This is a genomic window from Brevibacterium marinum, from assembly GCF_011927955.1.
Taxonomy (GTDB): Bacteria; Actinomycetota; Actinomycetes; order Actinomycetales; family Brevibacteriaceae; genus Brevibacterium; species Brevibacterium marinum.
The window spans coordinates 3,214,999-3,235,411 of the sequence record NZ_JAATJN010000001.1; the positions used below are offsets into that span (position 1 = coordinate 3,214,999).

Annotated in this window: 23 protein-coding genes and 1 riboswitch; of the genes, 10 read left to right on the forward strand and 13 right to left on the reverse strand. The window is 65.9% G+C overall.

Translation table 11 applies throughout. From position 1 onward, the window contains the following. Window positions 1–39: 39 nt before the first annotated feature. Window positions 40–1,311 carry an FAD-dependent oxidoreductase gene (locus BKA07_RS14330; RefSeq protein WP_167951482.1) on the reverse strand — a complete coding sequence of 424 codons (1,272 nt, stop codon included), beginning with the start codon at window positions 1,309–1,311 and terminating at the stop codon, window positions 40–42. A 173-nt stretch (window positions 1,312–1,484) separates the two neighbouring features. Here BKA07_RS14330 and BKA07_RS14335 point away from each other — a divergent pair, with 173 nt between their 5' ends. Next, window positions 1,485–2,093 (forward strand): TetR family transcriptional regulator, encoded by a 609-nt coding sequence (locus BKA07_RS14335; RefSeq protein WP_167951483.1) that lies wholly within the window; start codon window positions 1,485–1,487, stop codon window positions 2,091–2,093. On the opposite strand, the gene BKA07_RS14340 is transcribed toward BKA07_RS14335, so the two are convergent. Continuing rightward, a complete protein-coding gene (locus BKA07_RS14340; RefSeq protein WP_245161960.1) occupies window positions 2,071–3,342 on the reverse strand; it encodes an alpha-hydroxy acid oxidase in 1,272 nt (423 codons plus the stop codon). The genes BKA07_RS14335 and BKA07_RS14340 overlap by 23 nt on opposite strands. A 176-nt stretch (window positions 3,343–3,518) precedes the next feature. Here BKA07_RS14340 and BKA07_RS14345 point away from each other — a divergent pair, with 176 nt between their 5' ends. After that, the gene (locus BKA07_RS14345) at window positions 3,519–4,715 is read left to right on the forward strand and encodes a Fic family protein (RefSeq protein ID WP_167951484.1); all 1,197 of its coding nucleotides are present in this window, start codon (window positions 3,519–3,521) and stop codon (window positions 4,713–4,715) included. Window positions 4,716–4,738: 23 nt separating this feature from the next. Here BKA07_RS14345 and BKA07_RS14350 read toward each other — a convergent pair whose 3' ends face one another. Then, window positions 4,739–5,386 carry a response regulator transcription factor gene (locus tag BKA07_RS14350; RefSeq protein ID WP_167953250.1) on the reverse strand — a complete coding sequence of 216 codons (648 nt, stop codon included), beginning with the start codon at window positions 5,384–5,386 and terminating at the stop codon, window positions 4,739–4,741. A 103-nt stretch (window positions 5,387–5,489) separates the two neighbouring features. Further along, entirely contained in the window at window positions 5,490–6,638 is a 1,149-nt protein-coding gene (locus BKA07_RS14355) for a sensor histidine kinase (RefSeq protein ID WP_167951485.1), read from the reverse strand. Window positions 6,639–6,791: 153 nt separating this feature from the next. Here BKA07_RS14355 and BKA07_RS14360 point away from each other — a divergent pair, with 153 nt between their 5' ends. Together BKA07_RS14360 and BKA07_RS14365 are read left to right on the forward strand one after the other, a co-directional pair. Beyond that, window positions 6,792–7,460 carry a DedA family protein gene (locus BKA07_RS14360; RefSeq protein ID WP_167951486.1) on the forward strand — a complete coding sequence of 223 codons (669 nt, stop codon included), beginning with the start codon at window positions 6,792–6,794 and terminating at the stop codon, window positions 7,458–7,460. A gap of 5 nt (window positions 7,461–7,465) precedes the next feature. Beyond that, entirely contained in the window at window positions 7,466–8,080 is a 615-nt protein-coding gene (locus tag BKA07_RS14365; RefSeq protein ID WP_167951487.1) for a histone deacetylase, read from the forward strand. A 57-nt stretch (window positions 8,081–8,137) separates the two neighbouring features. Here BKA07_RS14365 and thiE read toward each other — a convergent pair whose 3' ends face one another. Next, the gene (thiE, locus tag BKA07_RS14370) at window positions 8,138–8,818 is read right to left on the reverse strand and encodes a thiamine phosphate synthase (RefSeq protein ID WP_425339339.1); all 681 of its coding nucleotides are present in this window, start codon (window positions 8,816–8,818) and stop codon (window positions 8,138–8,140) included. 11 nt (window positions 8,819–8,829) lie between these two features. Then, window positions 8,830–8,932, forward strand: a riboswitch (TPP riboswitch). Here thiE and thiO point away from each other — a divergent pair. The 4 genes from thiO (at window position 8,923) to moeB (ending at window position 12,359) form a co-directional block, all read left to right on the forward strand. Continuing rightward, window positions 8,923–10,107, forward strand: coding sequence for a glycine oxidase ThiO (thiO, locus tag BKA07_RS14375; protein ID WP_167951488.1), 1,185 nt, complete (start codon window positions 8,923–8,925; stop codon window positions 10,105–10,107). It overlaps the preceding riboswitch by 10 nt. Continuing rightward, the gene (gene thiS, locus BKA07_RS14380; protein WP_167951489.1) at window positions 10,104–10,352 is read left to right on the forward strand and encodes a sulfur carrier protein ThiS; all 249 of its coding nucleotides are present in this window, start codon (window positions 10,104–10,106) and stop codon (window positions 10,350–10,352) included. Before thiO ends, thiS begins: the two co-directional genes overlap by 4 nt. A 1-nt stretch (window position 10,353) precedes the next feature. Beyond that, complete coding sequence (locus BKA07_RS14385; RefSeq protein WP_167951490.1) at window positions 10,354–11,121, forward strand: thiazole synthase; 768 nt, start codon at window positions 10,354–10,356, stop codon at window positions 11,119–11,121. Then, complete coding sequence (gene moeB, locus BKA07_RS14390; RefSeq protein WP_167951491.1) at window positions 11,118–12,359, forward strand: molybdopterin-synthase adenylyltransferase MoeB; 1,242 nt, start codon at window positions 11,118–11,120, stop codon at window positions 12,357–12,359. The genes BKA07_RS14385 and moeB overlap by 4 nt, the downstream gene beginning before the upstream one ends. Here moeB and BKA07_RS14395 read toward each other — a convergent pair. Continuing rightward, a complete protein-coding gene (locus BKA07_RS14395) occupies window positions 12,297–12,791 on the reverse strand; it encodes an SRPBCC family protein (protein WP_167951492.1) in 495 nt (164 codons plus the stop codon). The genes moeB and BKA07_RS14395 overlap by 63 nt on opposite strands. A 70-nt stretch (window positions 12,792–12,861) precedes the next feature. Between BKA07_RS14395 and BKA07_RS14400 the strand changes: the two genes are divergently transcribed. Continuing rightward, window positions 12,862–13,506 (forward strand): mismatch-specific DNA-glycosylase, encoded by a 645-nt coding sequence (locus BKA07_RS14400; protein WP_342449082.1) that lies wholly within the window; start codon window positions 12,862–12,864, stop codon window positions 13,504–13,506. 27 nt (window positions 13,507–13,533) lie between these two features. Here BKA07_RS14400 and BKA07_RS14405 read toward each other — a convergent pair whose 3' ends face one another. The 3 genes from BKA07_RS14405 to BKA07_RS14415 form a co-directional block, all read right to left on the reverse strand. Next, a complete protein-coding gene (locus BKA07_RS14405) occupies window positions 13,534–14,211 on the reverse strand; it encodes a thymidine kinase (protein WP_167951493.1) in 678 nt (225 codons plus the stop codon). A 108-nt stretch (window positions 14,212–14,319) separates the two neighbouring features. Next, window positions 14,320–14,733 (reverse strand): VOC family protein, encoded by a 414-nt coding sequence (locus BKA07_RS14410; protein ID WP_167951494.1) that lies wholly within the window; start codon window positions 14,731–14,733, stop codon window positions 14,320–14,322. 79 nt (window positions 14,734–14,812) lie between these two features. Further along, entirely contained in the window at window positions 14,813–15,598 is a 786-nt protein-coding gene (locus BKA07_RS14415; protein WP_167951495.1) for an HAD family hydrolase, read from the reverse strand. Window positions 15,599–15,730: 132 nt separating this feature from the next. Between BKA07_RS14415 and BKA07_RS14420 the strand changes: the two genes are divergently transcribed. After that, on the forward strand, window positions 15,731–16,021 hold the full coding sequence (locus BKA07_RS14420) for a YrhK family protein (RefSeq protein WP_167951496.1): 291 nt from the start codon (window positions 15,731–15,733) through the stop codon (window positions 16,019–16,021). Window positions 16,022–16,157: 136 nt separating this feature from the next. Here the strand turns inward: BKA07_RS14420 and BKA07_RS14425 are convergent, their stop codons facing one another. The 4 genes from BKA07_RS14425 to BKA07_RS14440 are packed head-to-tail and all read right to left on the reverse strand — an operon-like array spanning window position 16,158 to window position 20,390. Further along, on the reverse strand, window positions 16,158–17,612 hold the full coding sequence (locus BKA07_RS14425) for an ATP-binding cassette domain-containing protein (protein ID WP_167951497.1): 1,455 nt from the start codon (window positions 17,610–17,612) through the stop codon (window positions 16,158–16,160). Beyond that, the gene (locus tag BKA07_RS14430) at window positions 17,605–18,420 is read right to left on the reverse strand and encodes an energy-coupling factor transporter transmembrane component T family protein (protein ID WP_167951498.1); all 816 of its coding nucleotides are present in this window, start codon (window positions 18,418–18,420) and stop codon (window positions 17,605–17,607) included. Before BKA07_RS14430 ends, BKA07_RS14425 begins: the two co-directional genes overlap by 8 nt. Beyond that, entirely contained in the window at window positions 18,421–19,275 is an 855-nt protein-coding gene (locus BKA07_RS14435; protein WP_167951499.1) for a histidine kinase, read from the reverse strand. Next, entirely contained in the window at window positions 19,272–20,390 is a 1,119-nt protein-coding gene (locus BKA07_RS14440; protein WP_167951500.1) for a nucleoside hydrolase, read from the reverse strand. The genes BKA07_RS14435 and BKA07_RS14440 overlap by 4 nt, the downstream gene beginning before the upstream one ends. Window positions 20,391–20,413: the final 23 nt, after the last annotated feature.

Below are 20,413 nucleotides of genomic sequence, written 5' to 3' on the forward strand. Positions count from 1 at the left end.
GCTGGGCTCCCGTTCGGGCCCCGGCCATTCTTACCACACTCAGACCTCGGGGCTGCGCACCTCGTCCGGCCTGGCAGGGTGCTTGAGGAGGTCGATGATCGGGCCCAGCGCCGTTTTGACGCTCACCAGACAAAAGAGCATTCCGCGTAGGCCCACTAGGAACCTGGGCAAGTGGAACATGACTTCCGCCAACTGACGCGAGGTCGTCTGAGCCTGTTCAACCCGGGGCCGCTGAGCCGTCTCGAAGCCTCGCAGTGCGCCGGGCAGCTGCCTGCGCGAGGCGGTCTCCAGGGAGGCAGCGAGCATCCGAGCCGATTCCATCGACATTCCGGCGCCGATGCCGGCCGTGGGCAGGAAACCTGCGGCGGCGTCGCCGAGGAGGACGGTGCTGCCCGTGGCCCACTGGGAGCTGCGGAAGTCTCGCAGCGCCCAGAAGTAGGGATCGTCCGCCTCGGAGACGGCGGTCAGTGCGGCGTCGATCCTCGGTGTCAGAGTGGCGAGTTTGCTGCGGACCTCCTCGGCGAAGCGACGGGCGCCGAGCGGTTCCCTGGAGTCGGGGCCGCCGAGGAAGATGCCGATCCGGTCCTTGACCGGGTAGGCACCGAGGAAGAAGCCGTCGCCCCAGAGTTCGTCGACCTGATCGGTGTCCGCATCGGCGGGCGCCCAGGCGACCCACCCGCCCCAGGCTGTGTCGACGGAACTTTCGGACCCACCGCCGGGCACGAGCTGCCGGGTGTGGGAGCCGAGCCCGTCGGCGATGATGACGAGGTCGAATTCGGCTTCGTGAGGCACTCGTGCGCGGCTGTGGACGCCGGTGGCCACCTGCACCCGCGTCGGGCCGGATTCTGCGCCGTCGCCGGCACCGCTGAGAGCGACGAGAGATGTGTCGAATGTGACGGGACACGGTGCGCTCGAGAGCACGGTGATGAGTTCTCCTCGGGAGATTCCCCTGTACTCCCCGTACTCGGCCAGGAGAGCGCCGAGGCGATCGCTGCGAAGCGTCTTGCCGGTGTGGGAGTGGAGGGCGTAGCGGTCGATGGGCACGCTGGCCTCACGGTAGTCCTCCCGCACACCCAGGTCGTCGAAGACGGAGTCGACCATCGGCATGAGCGCGAGCATATAGCCGGCATGGTCGTCATCGGTCATGGTCTCCGGGTCGCGCGAGCGTTCGATGAGCACGGGGTGCCTGCCCTGCCGGCGCAGCAGCTGGGCGACGCTGATTCCGGCGATGCCGGCCCCGACGACGAGGATGCGCAGGTCGTCGGAACCGGCGGAATCGAACTGCTGCTCGAACGGTACCCACGTGATCATCGCTTCTCCTTGCCTCGTAGTCGCCTTCGATCGCCTGCACAGCCTGAATCGGCCCACTGCCTGCGGACCACTGCCTGCGGACCGTCATCTGCGGCCCACCGCGTTTGGACCGCCTGGTCCAACGACGGTAGCATTGACTGGACCAGGGAGTCCAGAGAGCAGGGGAAGAGATCGTGTCACAGACTGCATTCGCCCGAATGCCCGCCGCCAAACGCCAGGCCCTCGTCGCCGCCGCGGCCGAGGAGTTCGCGTCCCGATCCTTCGAACAGGCGTCTCTCAACCGCATCATCGCGAGCTGCCGGATGAGCAAGAGCTCCTTCTACCACGTCATCGACTCCAAGGAGTCCCTGTTGACACTCGTGGTCTCCCACCTGCGTCAGGACGCGGCTCGGGACTGGACACCACCGGAACCGGACGAATTCGCCTCGGACTTCTGGGCCACTGCGGTACGCGTGTTCGATGACGCGCTGCGGGTATGGCCGAGGAGTCGGGCACTGGGGCTGCTGTGGCGGATCGTTCATGCCAACCGGGCCGACCCCGGAGTCAGCGAGCTTGCACACGCCTACGAGACATGGATCTCAGCGGTGCTGGAGAACGGACGGGAATCGGGCGCGATCGATCAGGACTGCCCGGCCGATCTGCAGGCACTGGCGGCGTCGACCCTGCTGGCCGTCTTCGACGAATGGGCCCTTCGTCAGACCGAGGCCGAACCTCGCACTGCCGACTTCGGGGCCTCCGCCGACCATCAGTTCCGCCTGCTCAGGCGCCTTCTCCAGGCATGAGGGACGCGGCCGAGGGTTCAGCCTGCCCGCCGGGGGCAGCCGGCAGACCCCTCGTGAGCCGTGGCCCGAGGTCGGAGATGTTCCGCGCACCCATCAATCCCATGGCAGTCAGTATCTCTGCGCGAATCAGGTCGATGGCCTTCTCCACGCCACGCTGCCCACCGGCCATGAGCCCATAGAGGTAGGCCCGGCCGACGAGCACGAAGTCCGCGCCGGCGCACAGTGCGGCGACGACATCGGTGCCGGACATGATCCCGGAGTCGAGGATGAGCTCCATGTCCTCACCGACCGCCGCGCGCACCTCGGCCAGCGCAGTCAGCGAGTCGGGAGCCCTGTCGAGCTGGCGACCCCCGTGGTTGGACACCACGAGACCGTCGGCACCGATCGAACGTGACCGGTCGGCATCCTCGGCGGTGAGCACCCCTTTGACGAAGAGCCGGCCCTTCCACTGTTCGCGAATCCACTTGAGGTCATCGAGATCCAGCGTCGGATCGAACATCGACCGGGTCATCTCCGCCAGAGACTGCGAGGTGTTCGACAGCGAGGCGTAGCGCGGGGGCTCGGTGGTGATGAAGTTGAACCACCAGCCGGGCCGGTAGGAGGCATCGAGGATCGTCTTCAAAGTCAGCTTCGGCGGGATCGACAGACCGTTGCGGTTGTCACGCAGCCGCTGACCGGCGATCGGGGTGTCGACGGTGACCAGCAGGGTTTCGTAGCCGCTGGCCTGAGCGCGCTGGAGCAGATCGAGGCTGCGCTCGCGGTCCTTCCACAGGTAGAGCTGGAACCAGCGGGTGGAGTTGGGAGCGGCCTGTGCGACCTCTTCGACCGACGTCGTGCCCATGGTCGACAGTGAGAAGGGGATGTCGGCCTTCGCCGCGGCCCGGACTCCCCCGACCTCGCCCTCGGACTGCATCATCCGCGTATACCCGGTCGGGGCGATGCCGAATGGGAGCGAGACGCTCTGGCCTGCAATCGTCGTCGATGTGTTCGGGGCGTCGACCCCGTGAAGGATCCGTGGGAGGAGCTCGACGTCGGCGAAGGCCTGTCGGTTCTTGCGCAGCGTGTGCTCATCGAGCGCGCCGCCGTCGACGTAGTCGAAGGGAGCTTTGGGCGTGACGCGCTTGGCGATCCGGCGCAGATCCCAGACATCGGCCGCGGAATCGAGCCGCGCGGCGACCCTGTCGAGACGAGGCAGACCGAATTGCAGCAGTGGGGCAAGTTCTCTGACGTCGGGCAGCTGCCGCTTCATTGTTCTCCTCTGGTTCGTCACTGAAACTCTTCGAAACCCGGAGTCCGACTCACTCGGACCTCTGGCTTCCTTGGACTGCGAGTCTAGCGAGGCGAAAGCCTCGCTAGGAAGTGGGATCACCATGAGAGATATTCCCACTTATTCATATAACCGGCTGTATCGCCTACGATGTTCCCATGTCGAACTCTTCCGTACCTGTACCCGCGGCGCACAGCGAGACCCGGCCGTGGCGTCAGGAGTTTCGCGGAGGCACGATCGACGATCGAAAGTTCGCCGAGGTGACGGTGTCCGTCCCCGCCCGGATCCGAGTCGTCGATCTCCACCTGCCCTCGGAGATCGCCGCACTGTCCGAAGCCGCGATCCGTGCGATCTCCCGTCTCGACGCCGATCACAGTCGAACCCTGATTCCACTGTCATACCTGCTGCTGCGCAGCGAGTCGATCGCGTCGTCGAAGATCGAATCGGAAGAGGCCCCGATCGATGACTTCGTCAGAGCCCTGCACGGGTCGAAATCCAACTCTTCGGCCACAGCGATGGCAGCCGCAACGGGCGCACTCGATCTGCTGACCTCGGGCACGATCAGCGCCGATTCCGTTTCGCGTGCCCATCGGCTGCTGCTCGAGGACGACATCAGCGAGGCCCATCTTGCCGGACGCCACCGGCCCATGCAGAACTGGATCGGCGGATCTGATCACTCGCCCCGCGGCGCGCTCTACGTTCCACCGCCCCCGGAGTCGGTTCCCGAACTCATGGATGATCTGTTGGCATTCGCTCAGCGCGATGACCTGCCCGTCATCGCGCAGGCCGCCGTCGCACATTCACAGTTCGAAGCGATCCACCCCTTCACCGATGGCAATGGGCGCATCGGGCGTGCTCTGGCGGCCGGAATCCTCCAGTCGAGAGGAGTCACGAGTGGAATCACGATTCCCATCGCGGCTGCCCTCGTCGAGGTTCGAGGCCGCTACTTCGCAGCACTGAACTCTTATCATGCGGGCGATGCCGAGCCCGTCATCTCGCTGTGGTCGAAGTCGTCGATGATCGCCGCGGAGGAGTCGCAGCTGACGGCGCATCGGCTGGCCTTCCTGCCGGCCGAGTGGGCCGAGAGTCTCGGCCACCCTCGGAACAACAGCGCCGCGGCCCGCATCCTCAGCTCTCTCGCAGCCGACCCCGTATTCACCATCGAGGATCTCGAGGACTCCTTGGGCCTGCCCAGCACCTCCGCGAGCAGAGCAGTCTCCGCGCTGACCGAAGCAGGCATCCTGCGCGGGCTGACCAGCCGGAAGCGCAATCAGATCTGGGGTGCTGGCGACGTCCTGGCTGAACTCGAGGATCTCAACCTGCGGATCGGGGCACGGGCTCGCTCCGAGCTCTGATGGCGAATGGATGCTGCCGACGATCAGGACTGGTCCAGATAGTGCAGCACTGCAGCGACGCGCCGACTCGTGGTCTCCCCGGCGTGCAGACCGAGCTTGTCGAAGATGGTGCTGATGGCCTTCTCCACCGAGCTGATGGAGACATAGAGGCGTTGGGCGATGCCGCGGTTCGACAGCCCCTCGGCCATGGTTTCAAGCACCTCGTTCTCCCTGGGGGTGAGAGTCGACAGCGAGTTCCTCTGCTCGGAGGTGCTCAGCAGCTGTCTGACGACCTCCGGGTCGATGACGGTCCCGCCCTCAGCGATGCGGTTGACGGACTCGAGGAAGCGGTCGATGTCGGTCACCCGGTTCTTGAGCAGGTAGCCGACTCCCACGGTTTCGGTGCTCAGCAGCTCGGTGGCGTATTCGCGCAGAACGTATTGGCTGAGGACGAGCACCCCGATGTCGGGAAAGCGCCGTTTGATCGCCAGCGCGGCCTCGAGGCCTTCGGTGGTGTGGGTCGGCGGCATCCTCACGTCGACGATCGCCAGATTCGGGCGCTTGGCGGCGACCTCCGTGAGCAGCTGCCGTCCGTCATCGACCGAGGCGACGACGGAGATGCCCTCGTCCTCGAGCAGGCTCCGGACACCCTCGCGCAGCAGCACGGAGTCGTCGGCCAAAGCCACTCTCATGGGATCGTCGCTCGACGCTTCACCACGGGGTTCGGACACGTCGGTGGGTTCGGGCATGTCGGTGGGCTCGGGCATGTCGGTGGACTCGGGCATGTCGGTGGGCTCAGACATAGGGGATCTCCGCTCTCACAGTGGTTCCGATGGCTTCTGTGCTCTCTACTGTCATGGTTCCGTCCAATGCTCCGACCCGACGGGTCAGTCCCTTCAGACCACCGCCGGAAAGGTCGGCTCCGCCCGAACCGTCATCGACCACCTCGGCGATCAGCGCCCGGTCTTCGTCGACGACGCTGATGCGAATACCTGTGGCGTTCGCATGCTTGACGACGTTGGTCACCGCCTCCCTGACGACGAAGTAGGCAGCCGATTCTGTGGCTTGGGAAACTCGTCGAGAGGGGACGGCGGTGAGTGTGACCGGAATCGGGCAGTGGTCGGCGACCCGGTCGAGGACGGTCCCCAAGCCGTGTTCGTCCAGCGCCGTGGGATAGACCCGCCACGCCACTTCACGCATCTCGTCGATGAGGTCCTGTGATTGGTCCAGGGCGTCTTCGAGAAGTCCGCTGATCTTGTCCGGGTCCTTCGCACGCTGGGCACGGGCGATGAGAACGGACAGGGAGACGACGTTCTGCTGCACCCCGTCGTGGAGGTCGCGTTCGATCCGACGTCTCTCCTCGTCGATGGCCATGACCACTCCGTGACGTGTGATGAGGAGCTGGGTGATTCGGGTGTGGGGCGCATTGGGGCGGCTGACCTCAGTGAACGAGGAGTCGATTCTGCCGGTCAGCCAGTTGGCCACCTCGGCGAGGACGATGACTCCGATGAGGTTCGCGGCACCGTAGAGCACGCCGACGAACAACGTCGGCTGGGTGATGGTCCAGGCATCGAAGCCGATGCTGATGCTGCCGCCGAGGAACAGGCCCTGGATGAGGGATCCGAGGGTCACGAAGAGGAACCCCGTGGCCAGATTGACCGCGGGGATGGCGATGAGACCCGCGACCCCGCCGTTGAGGACGAAGAAGGCTCGTCTCCGCGGATCGTCGCCGAGCAGGATGCCGAAGCACCTCTTCTGCCGAGATCGCTCCCAGCCGAGGACTCTGCGGCGCAGGCTCGACGCGGGAGGAAAGGCAGCGGCGAGGATGAGCGGCACACACAGCAGCACGCCCCACAGGATTCCCACGACTGAGGCGCTCCAGCGGACGGCGAACATGCGGGATTCTCGAGGAATCCGCGCGGTCAGCGATGTCGGCCAGGGCATGAGTCGATCGTAGCAACGCCGCACGCGAACGCCCTGGGGATTGACCGCATTCCCGTCTTCCGGGTTTCCGCACAATCTGGCCCGGCTCTCCGGGTTCGAGTGTGCACTGCACCGCGTTCCCTCGTCGAATGCCCGTCGATAGCGTGGGTGAGCATGGACCTCGTTCTTGACATCCTCCGCACGACGATCGAATCCCCGTGGGTGTATCTCCTCGTCTTCGTCATCGCCGGCTTCGATTCCCTGATCCCGGTCGTCCCCTCCGAAACGATCCTCATCGCTGCCGCCGCCTATGCTGCCGCAGGCATCCCGAATCCGGTCGGGCTCGTTCTGGTGGCGGCATCGGGCGCGCTGGTCGGCGATTTCGCGGCGCACCTGGTGGGACGCGGAGGGGGTTCTCTGGTGCATCGGTGGACCCGGTCCCCGCGAGTACGGCGCATGGTTGAGCGTTCAGAGGAGATCTTCGCCCGCCGAGGTGGGGCGATGTTGATCAGCGGGCGCTTCGTTCCCGGTGGTCGCACGGCTGCAACCCTCGCCTCGGGGATCTTGAGGTATCCGCGCGCACGTTTCCTGGCCTTCGACGCTGCCGGATGCCTGACCTGGGCACTGTATTCGACGGGGATCGGTCTGCTCGGCGGTGTGATCTTCGACGATCAGCCATTGCTCGCAGCGGCTCTGGGCGTCGGCATCGCCCTCGTGATCACCGGTGTTGCTGAAATCACGCGCAACGCCCTGGCCAGGAGGAGGGCCCGGGCAGAGGGCATCGATGCGGCGCACCGAGGCCGTTCGAATTGGACAGCTTGGAGCGTCGGCGTGGCATCATGAAAGGGATGTCTCAAGCACTTGTGTGGTATGTCAGCTACGGTTCGAACATGTTTCGTGACAGGCTCGCCTGTTATCTGCAGGGCGGCCGTCCCCCGGGTGCCTTCGTCACCTATCCCGGCGCGAGGAATCCTGCGCCGCCCGTGGCGGAGATGGGCGTCGAGCTTCCCGGATCCATCTACTTCGCCGGCAGCTCGACAGTGTGGGGCGGTGGAGGAATGGCCTTCTACGACCATCATGTGCCGGGCCCGACACCTGCCAAGGCCTATCTCATCACTGCTGAGCAGTTCGCCGACGTCGCTGATCAGGAGATGAACCGGGCACCGTCATCCGAGAACCCGTTGGAGACGCTGGCCTCACAGCTGCCCGTCGGATCCTCCCACTCGGTGGGCCCCGGCGGCTATGAGACCCTGCTGGTCCTCGATCGCAGGGATTCGATCCCCATGGTCACGTTCACCTCGGCGCACGGATCGGATTCGGTCACCCACACTGTCCCGGGCGAGCCGTATCTGAATATGCTGCGGCTCGGCGTCGATGAGGTCAACTCGGTGTCGACGGTTGACGCCGCGGTGCCCATCAGCCCCGCCGCAGCCACTCTCCAGCCCGCAGCTGCACAAGTGTGAGGTCGAGCAGCGGGGTGGGCACACCGAGATCAGCTGCCGTCTTCACCAAGCTCGTGCTCACAATTCGTTCTTGAGTTCCGCGGCTGCAGCCGTCGGATCGGCTGCGGCTGTCACCGCTCTCACGACGACGATCCGCTGCGCGCCTGCAGTTTTCACCTCGTCGAGTCGTCTCCCGGCGGCGATCCCGCCGATCGCGAACCAGGGCTTTCTGCCGGTGAGGGCGAGCGCGGTCAGAGGTTCGGGGCCGATGGCGGGGCGGCCGGGTTTGGTCGGGGTCTCCCACACGGGACCGAGGCAGAAATAGTCGATCTCGGGGTCTGCCTCGGCAGCCTTCGCCTGTGCGATGGAGTGGGTCGAGCGGCCGAGGATCACATCCGGGCCCACCACCGCCCGTGCCTGCTCACTCGTGAGATCACCCTGGCCGACGTGGAAGACATCGGCTCCGACGAGGAGGGCGACGTCGGCCCGGTCGTTGACCGAGAAGAGTTTGCCGTGGCGGTGGGCTGCGTCCCTGAGCACTTCGAGGGCTTCGATCTCGGCTCGGGCCTCGAGGCTCTTGTCGCGCAGTTGGATGATGTCGACGCCACCGGCGTAGGCGGCGTCGAGGAACTCGGGAAGATCGCCCTGATCGGTGCGAGCATCGGTGCACACATACAGTGCGGCATCGCGAAGTCGGGCGAGTCGGGTGGCTCGGGTCTCATCTCGAACTGCGGTGTCCATTGTCATATCTGCGGCCATGATCCTAGAGTAGAGGAGTTCGCGGGAGCCTCGTAAAGAGGCTGAGAGGGCTTTGTGCCGACCGTTCAACCTGATGCGGATGATGCCGCCGGAGGGAGAAGCACGTGCACGCCATTGTCATCGGGGCAGGAATCATCGGCCTGTCCACTGCCTGGAATCTGCGCCGTCGCGGTGTCCGGGTCAGCGTCGTCGATCCTGATCCTGCCACGGGTGCCTCCCATGCGGCGGCTGGAATGCTGGCCCCGGCCGCCGAGGTGGTGTGGGGGCAGTCGCCTCTGTATCCGCTCATGCGCGCCTCGGCAGATCTCTACCCCGACTTCGCCGCCGACCTCGCCGCCGAATCCGGCCGCGATCTGGGGTACTCGAGCGCCGAGACGTTCGTCTGCGCCGGTGATCGTGCCGATCTCGCGTCGCTGCGTGAACTCACCGAGCTGCAGCGATCGGCCGGTTTCGATGTCTCCCTGATCGCCGGTTCCGCCGCTCGGAATCTCGAACCCTCCCTGGCCCCGGGGGTCAGCGGTTGTGTGACGATCCCCGGAGATCATTCGATCGATCCCCGTCGGGTGACCGCCGCTCTCATCGACGTGCTCGGCGTTGACATCGTCCGGGCTCGGGTGTCCCGTCTGCTCAGCGGGCAGGGCCGAACCGTCGGGGTCGAGCTCACCGACGGGACGACGATCAGTGCCGATCAGGTCATCGTCGCGGCAGGCGGTGCCTGCAATGAGATCGCAGGGGTGCCGACGCTGCCCCTGCGTGAGGTCTGGGGCGAAGTGATCAGGCTCCGCGCCCCAGAGTCCCTGGCTCCGCTGCTCACGCACACGATCCGTGGTCTGGTCAATGCTCGGCCCGTCTACATCGTGGCCCGGCCCGATGGTGAGCTCGTCCTCGGTGCCACGATCCGCGAGGACGGGAACTCGGGGATCAACGCCGGTGGGGTCCACCGGCTGCTGCGGGATGCCGAGCGCATCATTCCGGCCATCCTCGATTGCGAGATCACCGATATCACCACTCGCGCCCGACCCGGTTCACCCGATGACGTGCCGATCATCGGACGCACCGATCCCGGCTGCCTCGTGGCCACCGGCTTCTTCCGCCACGGCATCCTCCTCGCCCCTTTGGGGTCCCGTCTCACGGCCGATCTCGCGTGCGGCAGCGAATCATCCTGGGCGCCGGCCGGAACGCTCGCTGCGGTGGGGCCCGAACGCTTCGACGCACAGCGCCCGCCCGGCTGCACACAGCACGCCCAGCGCACCGAACCGATCCAGCAACCAGCAGGGAGTCATCCGTGACCGACACGATCACCATCACGCTCAACGGCGAGGCCCGCGAACTCGCCCACCCCACGACCGCCCGGCAGCTCGTCTCCGGCATCGTCGACAAGGAGATCGGAACCGACGGCACCCCCGTCGACGGGACCCGTCTGGGCCTCGCCGTCGCCGTCGACGGCGAGGTCGTCAGGCGCGGACGGTGGGCCGAGTTCGCACTGGCCCAGGGACACAGCGTCGACGTCGTCACCGCCGTGCAGGGAGGCTGACATGACCTGGACGATCAACAATGTGACCCTGCAATCCCGACTCGTCATGGGCACCGGAGGTGCCAGCTCACTGAGCATCCTCGACCAGGCGCTGCAGGCATCGGGCACCGAGCTGACGACGGTCGCTCTGCGCCGCTATGACGGCAATGCCCAGGATTCGGTGTTCGCGCTCCTGCAGCGCCTGGGCATCCGGATCCTGCCCAACACCGCCGGCTGCTACACGGCCCGCGATGCGGTGCTGACCGCTCGATTGGCTCGCGAGGCCCTCGAGACTGACTGGGTGAAGCTCGAGGTCATCGCCGATGAGGAGACCCTGCTGCCCGACCCGATCGAACTGTTCAAAGCGACGGAGGAGCTCGTCCTCGACGGGTTCACGGTCTTCGCCTACACGAACGACGATCCGGCCCTGGCCAAGCGGCTCGAAGATGCCGGAGTCGCGGCGGTCATGCCGGCAGGTGCACCGATCGGCAGCGGTCTGGGAATCCTCAACCCCCACAACATCGAGACGATCGTGAACCGGGCGCAGGTTCCGGTGATCCTCGACGCCGGCATCGGCACCGCCTCCGATGCGGCACTGGCAATGGAGCTCGGCTGCACGGCTGTGCTTCTGGCCTCGGCCGTCACCCGGGCCCATGATGCCGGAGCAATGGCTCGCGCCATGTCGCTGGCCGTCGAATCGGGACACCTCGCCGCCCACGCCGGACGGATTCCGAAGCGACCGCTGGCCCTGGCCTCCTCGACGTTCGACGGGATGGTGACCCCGGCATGAGCCCGCAGACCGCTCCTGGCCCGCTTCTCGAGCCGATCGAGTCCCTGAGTCCACGGGAGCTCGGCCGCTACGCCCGCCACCTGAGCCTGCCGGGCTTCGAAGACGAGGGACAGCGCCGACTCCGGGCCGCCTCGGCGCTGGTCATCGGTGCCGGAGGACTGGGTGCTCCGGTCCTGCAGTACCTGGCGGCGGCCGGGATCGGCCAGATCACGATCATCGACGATGACGTGGTCGAAGCCTCGAACCTGCAGCGTCAGGTCCTCCACCGCGACACCGATATCGGGCGAGCAAAGGTCGACTCCGCACGCGATGCCCTGCTGCGACTCGATCCCGAGCTCGAGGTCGCCGCGATCAGTGAACGGCTGAGCCCCGACAATGCGCTCGAACTCTTCGGCTCCCACGATCTGGTCCTCGACGGTGCCGACAACTTCGCGACCCGCTACCTGTCCAACGATGCCGCCGAGCTCACCGACACCCCGTTGGTCTGGGGCACCATCTTCCGCTTCGCGGGTCAGGTGAGCACCTTCGTCCCCGGCCACGGGCCGATGCTGCGTGACCTGTTTCCCGACATCCCCGAAGCCGATTCAGTGCCGAACTGTGCCGAAGGCGGTGTGCTCGGGGTCCTGTGCGGCACCGTCGGCTCGGCGATGGCCACCGAGGCTGTGAAACTCATCTGCGGCATCGGCACACCGCTGATCGGACGGCTGCTGCGCTATGACGCGCTGGCCTCCGACTACTCCACGCTGCGATTCTCACCGGATCCGGACCGTCCACCGGTGACCGACCTCGCCGAGGTGGCTGTGGCCTGTGCCGCTGCCGGGCCCCGAGCAGGCGGTCTCGGCATCGTCGGTGAGAACGAGATCGGCATCGACGAATATCTGGACGAGTCCGGGCCGAGCGTTCTCGTCGATGTGCGGGAGGAGTGGGAACGGCAGATCTCCTGCATCCCCGAATCCGTTCATGTCCCCTTCGAGGCCATTCGCTCCTCGGGGTGGAGCGCCCTCCACACGGCCCTTGACCTGCCGCCGACCGGGCACGAACCGACATCGCTCGACATCGTCGTCCACTGCAAGTCGGGGGCACGATCCGCTCAGGCCGTGAAGCTGCTCCGGGATGTGGCACCACCGGCTTCGCGTCTGCGATCTCTGGCCGGTGGCATCGACGCCTGGGCTGCGTCAGGACACGAGACGGTTCATGCGCCTGGACAGTCCCTGCTGGCCGGCTCTCATGACACCTGAGTGCATCCTCGACGCCACCGGCCGCATCATCCTGATGGACCTGCGTCGGGTGGTGACACACCAGACGAAGAGGATCGTGGTGATCGGTCCCGTCTGCTGAACCGACCAGGTGCCCGTCCCCCGCAGGTCTCCGTCGGCGAAGAAGGACACGGAGTTCGGTGGGTCCGCGTCCTCGAGTTCGATGCCGAACCTCAGCTTCAGACCGATGGGGCTGTCGACCTGGATGTCGGCTCGGCTGCCGGGCACAAGCGTGTCATCGATGGGCACCGCCATGGACAGGCCGGGCCACCACTGCGGCCACGATCTGATCTCGGTGAGCACGGTCCAGACGTCTGCCGCCGAGGCGTTGACCCTCCAGCGGTTCTCGAAGTGGAAGTAGGCGGACTCATCGGATCGCGGTCGCACATGCTGATGAGCCTGTTCATGCGTCATGGGACTCCCCTGGGTTCAGCCGTGACGGGCGCTGAGTCGACCGCCTGGCTTCGACGGTAGTGTGGAGAACGTGATTGAGGAAAGTTTCATCAGCTCCCGCCGACCCTCGCCCCTGGGAGGACGCAAGCCGACGAAGGACGATCTTGCCGAGTTCGCCACCGACGACCCCGACGCCATCGACGATGTCCTGCCCGGGCGACCGGGTGAGCTGTCGATGCTCATCGTCGGGATCAACCCGGGTTTGTGGACAGCCGCGGTCAACGCGCCCTTTGCCCGGCCGGGCAATCGTTTCTGGCCCTCGTTGCATCAGGCGGGTCTGACCGATCACCTCGTCGATGCCTCGCTCGGGCTCTCCGTCGACGACGAAGCGCACCTGCTCTCACATGGCATCGGCATCACGAACCTCGTCGGCCGGGCGACGACTCGTGCCGATGAGCTGGGCAAGCAGGAGCTGAAGGACGGTGCCGCTCACCTCGTGCACCGCCTCGCCGAGATCCGGCCACGTGCGGTCGCGATCGCCGGTATCACCTCGTTCCGGACCGGATACTCACAGCCGAAGACCCAGCTCGGACAGCAGGATCCGTCTCTCATCGACGGATGGCCGGACGACATCGCTCTCCATGTCGTGCCCCAGCCCAGTGGCCTCAATGCCCACTATCAGGTGGCGGACCTGGCCCGGATATGGCGCGAGGTCTGGGGCAGCATCGAAGACTGACCCACTCGGCCCGAGGACGGGGACGGTTCAGTGAGGTGGTGCGAAATGCTCGCGGCAGCGTGCGACGTAGGATTCGAGACCGCCGATATGACTGGCGTCGATGTCCGTGGCGCGGGGTTCGAATGGTGTCTGGTCCACCGCATCACCTATCTGCCCGTTCGTAGCCATCTGCCCGTTCGTAGCCATCTGCCCGTTCGTCCGGGCGGGTGACCCCACTCGTTGGTGGAACACGGCGTCCCTGCCGCAGATCGTGCACACCGCAGTGAGCTTGAGGACGTCCTCTGCACCGGCCATGAATGTCGGCATCGGTTCAAAGGGCCCGCCGTCGAATGTCACGCACAGACCTTCGACGATGACCGTGGTGCCGCGTGTCATCAGGTCGAGGACGACCGGCACAAGATCGGGGCCGAAGAATTGGGCCTCATCGATGGCGACGAGGCCCCAGTCCTCGTCTCGGGCCACCTCGGCGAGGGACTCGACATCACCGACGGGCACAGAAGGAATGTTGACTCCGATGTGAGAGGTGATCGCGGACAGGTCGGAGCCGGTGTCGAGCGAGTGGCTGACCACGAGCACTTTGACCCCGGCGATCTTCGCGCGTCGGACCCGACGCATGAGCTCCTCGGACTTCCCGGAGAACATGGGACCGGCGATGACTTCGAGTCGGCCCGCCGGGCGGGGCGAGGCGAGGGGATGCACAGGCATGCTCACAGCCTACGCCGCGGCCGGTCCCGACAGCACACAACCGTCGACGATGATCATCGATCAGTCCAGACAGAACTCATTTCCCTCGGGGTCTGCCATGACGATGAATCAAGTCTCCATCGGCGGGTTCGGGTCGACTCGCTCGAGTCGTCGTGCGCCCGCATCCAGCAGACGATCGCACTCGGCTTCCAGGGCCTCCATCCTCTCCTCGCCCTGCAGCCCCGGGGCCGCACGCACATCGAGATGCACCCTGTTCTTGACGATCTTGCCTTCGGGCACGATCTGGAAGAACAGCCGCGGTCCGCGACCCTGCGGGTCCTCGATCGCGGCGCGGAACTTCTCTTCCGGTATGTCAATGTCCAGGTCCTCGACGAACGACCGCCAGGCTTCGAAGGGATCATCGTCGGGCTCGAGCCGCACCCCGGGCGGGCCAGGTATGACGTATCCAAGCGCCGCGGCCCAGAAGGTGGCCTGCGCGACCGGATCGTGACAGTCGAAGGTGATCTGCACTGCTCGGCTCATTGCTTCTCCTCATTGAGACGGTTGCTTCAAGGGTACCTATCAATTGGACGATTCGTTTCGACATCTGACCAAAGCGGGTCTACGGTGCGGACAGCTGCCCGGACAGCGGAAACAGACTCGGCACGTCCTCACGCACGGTCTCTCCGAGTCGCAGTGCCCCGCCGAAGAGCTTCTCGATCGCATTCACTGAGTGCAGAACTCGGTCCCGGGACACCGGAGGCATGAGTTCACCGTGTTTGAGATATCCTTTCAATGACCCGGTCGCCGCCATCTTCAGACCGATGCGACCGGCGATCAGCCAGGTGATGCACTCCGCTTCGAAGCGAGCCTGTCTGCCGTCCAGATCGGCATCGCTGGCCGCTACGCCCAGGTCCGGGCGCGCCCCACGGTGCCCGGCGTAGATGAGCGCCAGTTCGAAGAGCACACGGGCCAGCATCACCGTGGGGCTCTGCGTCGTCGGCAGTCCTGCGATGGAAAGACCCTTTCGCCGCAGCACGTCCATGACGAGGCGATGCCCGTCCCAGGTGGGCGCTCCAGCGGCTGTGAACGGGTTCATCGCTGCGTCCGGAACCGGTGGTCCGTGAGTGTCGGCGACATCGTAGACGAAGCGCACCGGCGCGAAGGGATGCAGGACGACAAGCACTTCGGCATCGTCATTGAGCAGACGGTCGTGCTTGTCCTGCCATGCGCGCTCCGTCTCCACGAAGATGGCGCCGGCGTTCTGTTGCGCCAGCAGCGCCGCATTGAACGCGGCGATGTGAGGGAATCGGCGAACGAAGGCGAGCAGCTCGTCCCAGGCGATCACGGATCTGTGGCTGCCGGCCTCGGCGTACAGTGCGTCAAACGAGTTCACGTTCTTGTCCATGTCCTTACGCTAGGACCCGGCACTGACATAGCCGCCGATGCCTGGAATGGTCACGGTGGACCCTGCGGGCCTAGCATCGAAGAACAATGTCGATGCCAGTCCGCACCGGCAAGCTGTCCTCAGGAGGAAGACATGACCGATGACAATCACAATCTGACTATCCGCATCGGCCATGACGAGCTCATCATCCGTCAGCGCTATCAGGTGCTGAGCATCGTCAACGACGTCCTCATCGGCGTCTGGTTCCTCATCGGCAGCTTCATGTTCTTCTCCGACGAGTGGGTGTTCGCGGGTACCTGCCTGTTCGTCATCGGCAGCGTGGAGATGCTCATTCGACCGGTGATCCGCCTCGCCCGACACGTGCATCTGCAGAGGATCCGCGGACCTGAGACACCGACCACGGACGCCACATACGACTTCTGAACGAACCACGGCTCATGCCGTCGACCGGTTGGTGATTGCGGCCGCGATCGACAGCGCCCGATCCCGGTGTCGAGCCCAAGCGGTGCACTGCCTCGGCATGCCGGCTCTCACTACGCGATGACGGTTCCGGGTCCACTCACAGCCGTCCCCCGCACAGACGCAGGATCCGATCCGACTTCTCTGTCGCCCACCGCCAGTCGTGGGTGGTCGTCAGAATCGCCCCGCCGCGGCCGAGAAACCCGTCGATGAACATGTTCAGCCGACGGATGGCCGTGTGGTCCCTTCCAAGTGTCGGCTCGTCGAGGACGATGATTTGGGGGCCGGGAATGAGTGCCGAAGCCAGCACAAGATCTTTGCGGCGATCGATGCTCAGGTCGTACGGATGCGTCTCGCTCACCGCGCTCAGCCCGGTCTCCACCATCGCCGAGGCGACCGCCTCCTGTCGCTGGGCACGGACCTTGGCGCGATCGCGGCGCCGATGCTGCGGCAGGGGCGCCGCTCGCGTGAGTTCCTCGCGGACCGTCGCTGCGAACAGTTGGCTTCCCGGGTCCTGCCCCACCCACCCGAGGTGAGGTGCGCGTCGGTGCGCAGGAGTTCCCCCGAGATCCAGTCTCCCGCCACAGTCGTCGACCGTGATCGTGTTCGGGGTTTGGGTGCGCGTGTCGAGGAGGCCGACGAGGCTGCGCAGCAAGGTGGACTTGCCGGCTCCGTTTGACCCCATGATCGTGACGAGTTCGCCGGCGCCGACGTCGAGGTCGATGCCGTCGATGACGGTGATCGATCCACGGGAGACGGTGAGGTCTCGGACGGCGAGTGCGCTGGGCGTCGTCGGCGAGGGCACCGCGATCGTGGGCGAGTTCGTCTCGGTGCTGGCGGGGGCGAATGGCTCGCGGGGCCGAGTGTCCCAGATCCCGTGCCGCTGCCAGTCCGTGCTCGAGACGTCGGTGCCGCGCGGGTGCAGGCGGCCGGAGGCGAGGATGCTCAGTCGATGGCTGGCAGCGGCCACTTCGTCGAACTGGTGTCCGGTCGTGAGGACGCTGCCCCCGGTCGAGCAGAATTCGAGCAGCACCGTGGCCACGAGGCGCCTGGTGTCGGGGTCGAGCGACAGCGAGGGCTGGTCGAGGATCAGCAGGGACGGTCGCAGGGAGAGCAGACCTGACAGCGCCACGAGCTGCCGTTGGCCTCCGGAGAGCGTTTCGAGGCGTCTGTCCCACAGCTCGGCGATTCCCAGGGATGCGAGGGCCTTCCGTGCACGGTGTTCGGCAAGTCGGCTCTCGTGTCCGTGCAATCGTCCGGGCAGCTGCACCTCATCGCCGACGCGGCTCGTCATTCCGCTCAGCTGAGCCTCCGGGTCGTCGCCGAGCATCACCGCGGTCCCCGCGACGTGGACGGTGCCGGCCGAGGTTCCGCTCTCATCCAGCAGGCCTGTGATCAGGCGACCAAGTGTGGATGTCCCGGCCTGCGATGCGCCGAGGATCGCGTGCATCTGCCCCGGGGCCAGGCTGAGGTCGATCTCGGTGAGTGCGGCGAAGGAGGCGCCTCTGTAGGTGAACCCTGCTCTGTCGAGTTCGAGGGTCATGGTCTCAAGCACCGCCGAGCACCTGTTCGGCGGTGGGCAGGGGCAGAAGACCGGTCACGGAACAGACGATGAGGACGCAGGTGAGGACGGGAGCGCCTCGGCGCAGGAGTCTCTGTCCCCGGCCGTCACGGTGGTCCTGCAGCGACGAGGGCCGAGTCGATTCGTCGAGTCCGCGCTGGGCGAGGACGTCGTGGCGCTGTTCGACCTCGATGAGGATGGAGGTGAACAGACCCGTCACGATGCTCGGGAGCAGGCGTGTGCGGATCAGCCAGCTGCCGACATTCCATCCGCGACTGGCTCGGGCTTCGAGGATCTGTCCGGTGCGGGCGCGGATGAGTGGGATGAGTCCGATTGCCGAGGCACAGATATAGGCGACCGACGAGGGCAGCCGAAGAGTCCTCAGCCCGTCGAAGAGTCGCGCCGAGTCGGTTCCGAGGCCGAAGAGCGCGCACAGGGATACGAGTGCGCTGACTCGCAGCCAGATCTGGACGGCGATCGCCAGTCCTTCGACGGTGAGTCTGGCGGGTCCGAATTCCCACAGCACGCTGACTTCGGTGCCGGGATAGAACAGTCCCTGCACGATGCTGAGGACGAGCAGCGTCGGCAGGCACAGCACACCGACGCCGATCAACCAGGTACGCAGGCGCACGGTCGGTGCGACCGCCGCGGAGACGAATGTGGCGATCATGATGGCGATGGGCACGACCGGGGAGGGAATGCCGAACACGAGCAGCAGGGAGCAGGCAAGGACGATGATCTCTGTTGCTGGGTGCCAACGGCGTGTGCTCTGCTGTTCCCGGTCGAGAACAGTCGTGGTCATTCAGCTGATCCGGGCCGGCCCGACGCGCTTCTTGCGGGGCAGACTGTGGTCGGTGAATGGGTACCGGTCGAGAATGCGACGCGGCAGGGTTCTGACCACGACATAGGCGAGAGCGAAGATGAGCGCCTTGTCGACGATGTCGGAGAACAGGCTCTGTGCCAAGGTCGCATTGAGCATTTCGAGGCCCGCCGCCTGCAGAATGGCGACGACTCCTCCGGTGCCCGAGCCCAGGCCCCCGCCGAAGACGTAGGCGGCGACGGGGGCGCCGAGCGCTCCGGCCGGAATCCCTGCCACGGCTCCGGTGATGATGGCGAACCAGGGGGTGCGGAAGGCGCCGAGACGTGCGGCCCAACCGGCTGCTGCGCCGATGAATGCCGCTCCCGAGCTGAAGGCGATCACGCTGGGGCTCAGCGTCACTCCCCAGATGAGGTTGGAGATGATGCCGGTGAATGCTCCGGCTGCGGGGCCGGCGAGGACGCCGATCATCACGGTCCCGATCGAGTCGAGATAGAGCGGGATGGGGGTGACATTGCCGACGATCTGTCCGATGACGATGTTGGCGGCGAGGGCGACGGGGATGAGGGCGATGATTCGCCGTGGAATGAGCGGCAGGGTGCCGGCGGCGAGGAGGATTCCTCCGACGAGGTAGCCGAGCATCACCCACAGGGTGGTGTGACCGAGATCGGTGCCGAGGTTGGCCGGCTGTGTGAGCAGGACGGCGATGTAGGTGCCGAGGATGACGAGGGTGCCGAGGAAGGTCAGCGCGAGGGGAATTCGATTGCCATTGCTCCGGTTTTGTGCGGGACCGACGGTGTGCGTCGGCCCCTGCCCAGACTGTCGGGGTGTCGTTGTCATGATGTGTGTGGTCCTCTGTTGAGTGTTTCGCCGAGGTGGTCGAGGAAGTTCCGTGCATCGATCGTGCGGATGATCTCAGCGTTGCTGTCCTTGCCCCACCGTCCCAGCCAATCGGCGACGGTTTCGCCTCGTGTGAGTGTACCCGTGAGTTCGACGTCGATCGGCGCGCACACCGTCATCGCCCAGGGCAGAATGCCCGTCGTTCCGTTCGGGACGACCCCGTCCCTCGCTGAGGTGGGCCCTCCACGGCCTCCGCGTGCCCATTCGATTGCACAGGCGAGGACGAAGGGGTCGTGGATGTGGGCGACGTAGCCAAGCCCGTCCGAGTCGTGGAATTCGAAGTAGAACCGCAGGGCCTCGGCCATCTGGGTCAGCCAGCCGGGCCACGGAGATTCTGACGTGCGGCCGGCGGTGAGGATGTCGCTGAGGCGTTCGGGTGTCATCTCGAGCGCTTCGGTGGCCTCGATCGGTGCGATGACGGGCAGGTGCGGCAATGTGGCCTCGTGCTCAGCTCGATCGAAGGCGGAGATGACGGCCGCAGTCGACTCCGGGTCGAAGCTGACGTTCCATTCGGTGGTCGGTCGGGTGTTGCCGCGATAGTTGAATGCCCCGCCCATGATGAACAGCCGCCTCATCAGGTTGGGCAGATCTGGTTCGATATCGAGTGCCAGAGCGAGGTTCGTCGCAGGTCCGATGACGACGCCGATGAGTTCACCGGGATGGGCCCGTGCCGCATCGACCCAGGCCTGGGCTGCGCTGATCGTGCTCATCGGTGATCGCGGCCGCGGCAGTCGAGCGTAACCGGCCCCAGTGGGCCCGTGGGTGAGGTCGCCATATTCGGGTCCGGTCGCGAGCGGGTCGGCAGGGTCCTTCCCGCAACGTCCCGCCTGCCAGATCGTGGGCAGGTCGCTGCCCGCGTGGAGGGCGATGTCCTCGCGCCCGGCGAGCTCGAGCCAGCCTCGGGCATTTGCCGCGACCTGCGCTGTAGGCACGTTTCCGCCTGAGGCTGCGATGCCGATGATGTCCACGTCGTCTTGGCACAGCAGATATCCCAGCGCGATGGCGTCGTCGATTCCGGGATCGCAGTCGAGGAACAGAGGCAGTCTGGATGGCATGCGCTCCATTCTGCCGGAATCGC

Bases quoted from the DNA above. Each gene is read 5' to 3' on its own strand.
- BKA07_RS14345 (WP_167951484.1), top strand. From the start codon at position 3,519: ATGTCGAACTCTTCCGTACCTGTACCCGCGGCGCACAGCGAGACCCGG.
- BKA07_RS14340 (WP_245161960.1), bottom strand. From the start codon at position 3,342: ATGAAGCGGCAGCTGCCCGACGTCAGAGAACTTGCCCCACTGCTGCAA.
- BKA07_RS14360 (WP_167951486.1), top strand. From the start codon at position 6,792: ATGGACCTCGTTCTTGACATCCTCCGCACGACGATCGAATCCCCGTGG.
- BKA07_RS14350 (WP_167953250.1), bottom strand. From the start codon at position 5,386: ATGAGAGTGGCTTTGGCCGACGACTCCGTGCTGCTGCGCGAGGGTGTC.
- BKA07_RS14415 (WP_167951495.1), bottom strand. From the start codon at position 15,598: ATGGACAAGAACGTGAACTCGTTTGACGCACTGTACGCCGAGGCCGGC.
- BKA07_RS14410 (WP_167951494.1), bottom strand. From the start codon at position 14,733: ATGAGCCGAGCAGTGCAGATCACCTTCGACTGTCACGATCCGGTCGCG.
- BKA07_RS14365 (WP_167951487.1), top strand. From the start codon at position 7,466: ATGTCTCAAGCACTTGTGTGGTATGTCAGCTACGGTTCGAACATGTTT.
- thiE (WP_425339339.1), bottom strand. From the start codon at position 8,818: ATGGCCGCAGATATGACAATGGACACCGCAGTTCGAGATGAGACCCGA.
- moeB (WP_167951491.1), top strand. From the start codon at position 11,118: ATGAGCCCGCAGACCGCTCCTGGCCCGCTTCTCGAGCCGATCGAGTCC.
- BKA07_RS14405 (WP_167951493.1), bottom strand. From the start codon at position 14,211: ATGCCTGTGCATCCCCTCGCCTCGCCCCGCCCGGCGGGCCGACTCGAA.
- BKA07_RS14420 (WP_167951496.1), top strand. From the start codon at position 15,731: ATGACCGATGACAATCACAATCTGACTATCCGCATCGGCCATGACGAG.
- BKA07_RS14440 (WP_167951500.1), bottom strand. From the start codon at position 20,390: ATGCCATCCAGACTGCCTCTGTTCCTCGACTGCGATCCCGGAATCGAC.
- BKA07_RS14430 (WP_167951498.1), bottom strand. From the start codon at position 18,420: ATGACCACGACTGTTCTCGACCGGGAACAGCAGAGCACACGCCGTTGG.
- BKA07_RS14385 (WP_167951490.1), top strand. From the start codon at position 10,354: ATGACCTGGACGATCAACAATGTGACCCTGCAATCCCGACTCGTCATG.
- BKA07_RS14355 (WP_167951485.1), bottom strand. From the start codon at position 6,638: ATGCCCTGGCCGACATCGCTGACCGCGCGGATTCCTCGAGAATCCCGC.
- BKA07_RS14435 (WP_167951499.1), bottom strand. From the start codon at position 19,275: ATGACAACGACACCCCGACAGTCTGGGCAGGGGCCGACGCACACCGTC.
- BKA07_RS14330 (WP_167951482.1), bottom strand. From the start codon at position 1,311: ATGATCACGTGGGTACCGTTCGAGCAGCAGTTCGATTCCGCCGGTTCC.
- BKA07_RS14395 (WP_167951492.1), bottom strand. From the start codon at position 12,791: ATGACGCATGAACAGGCTCATCAGCATGTGCGACCGCGATCCGATGAG.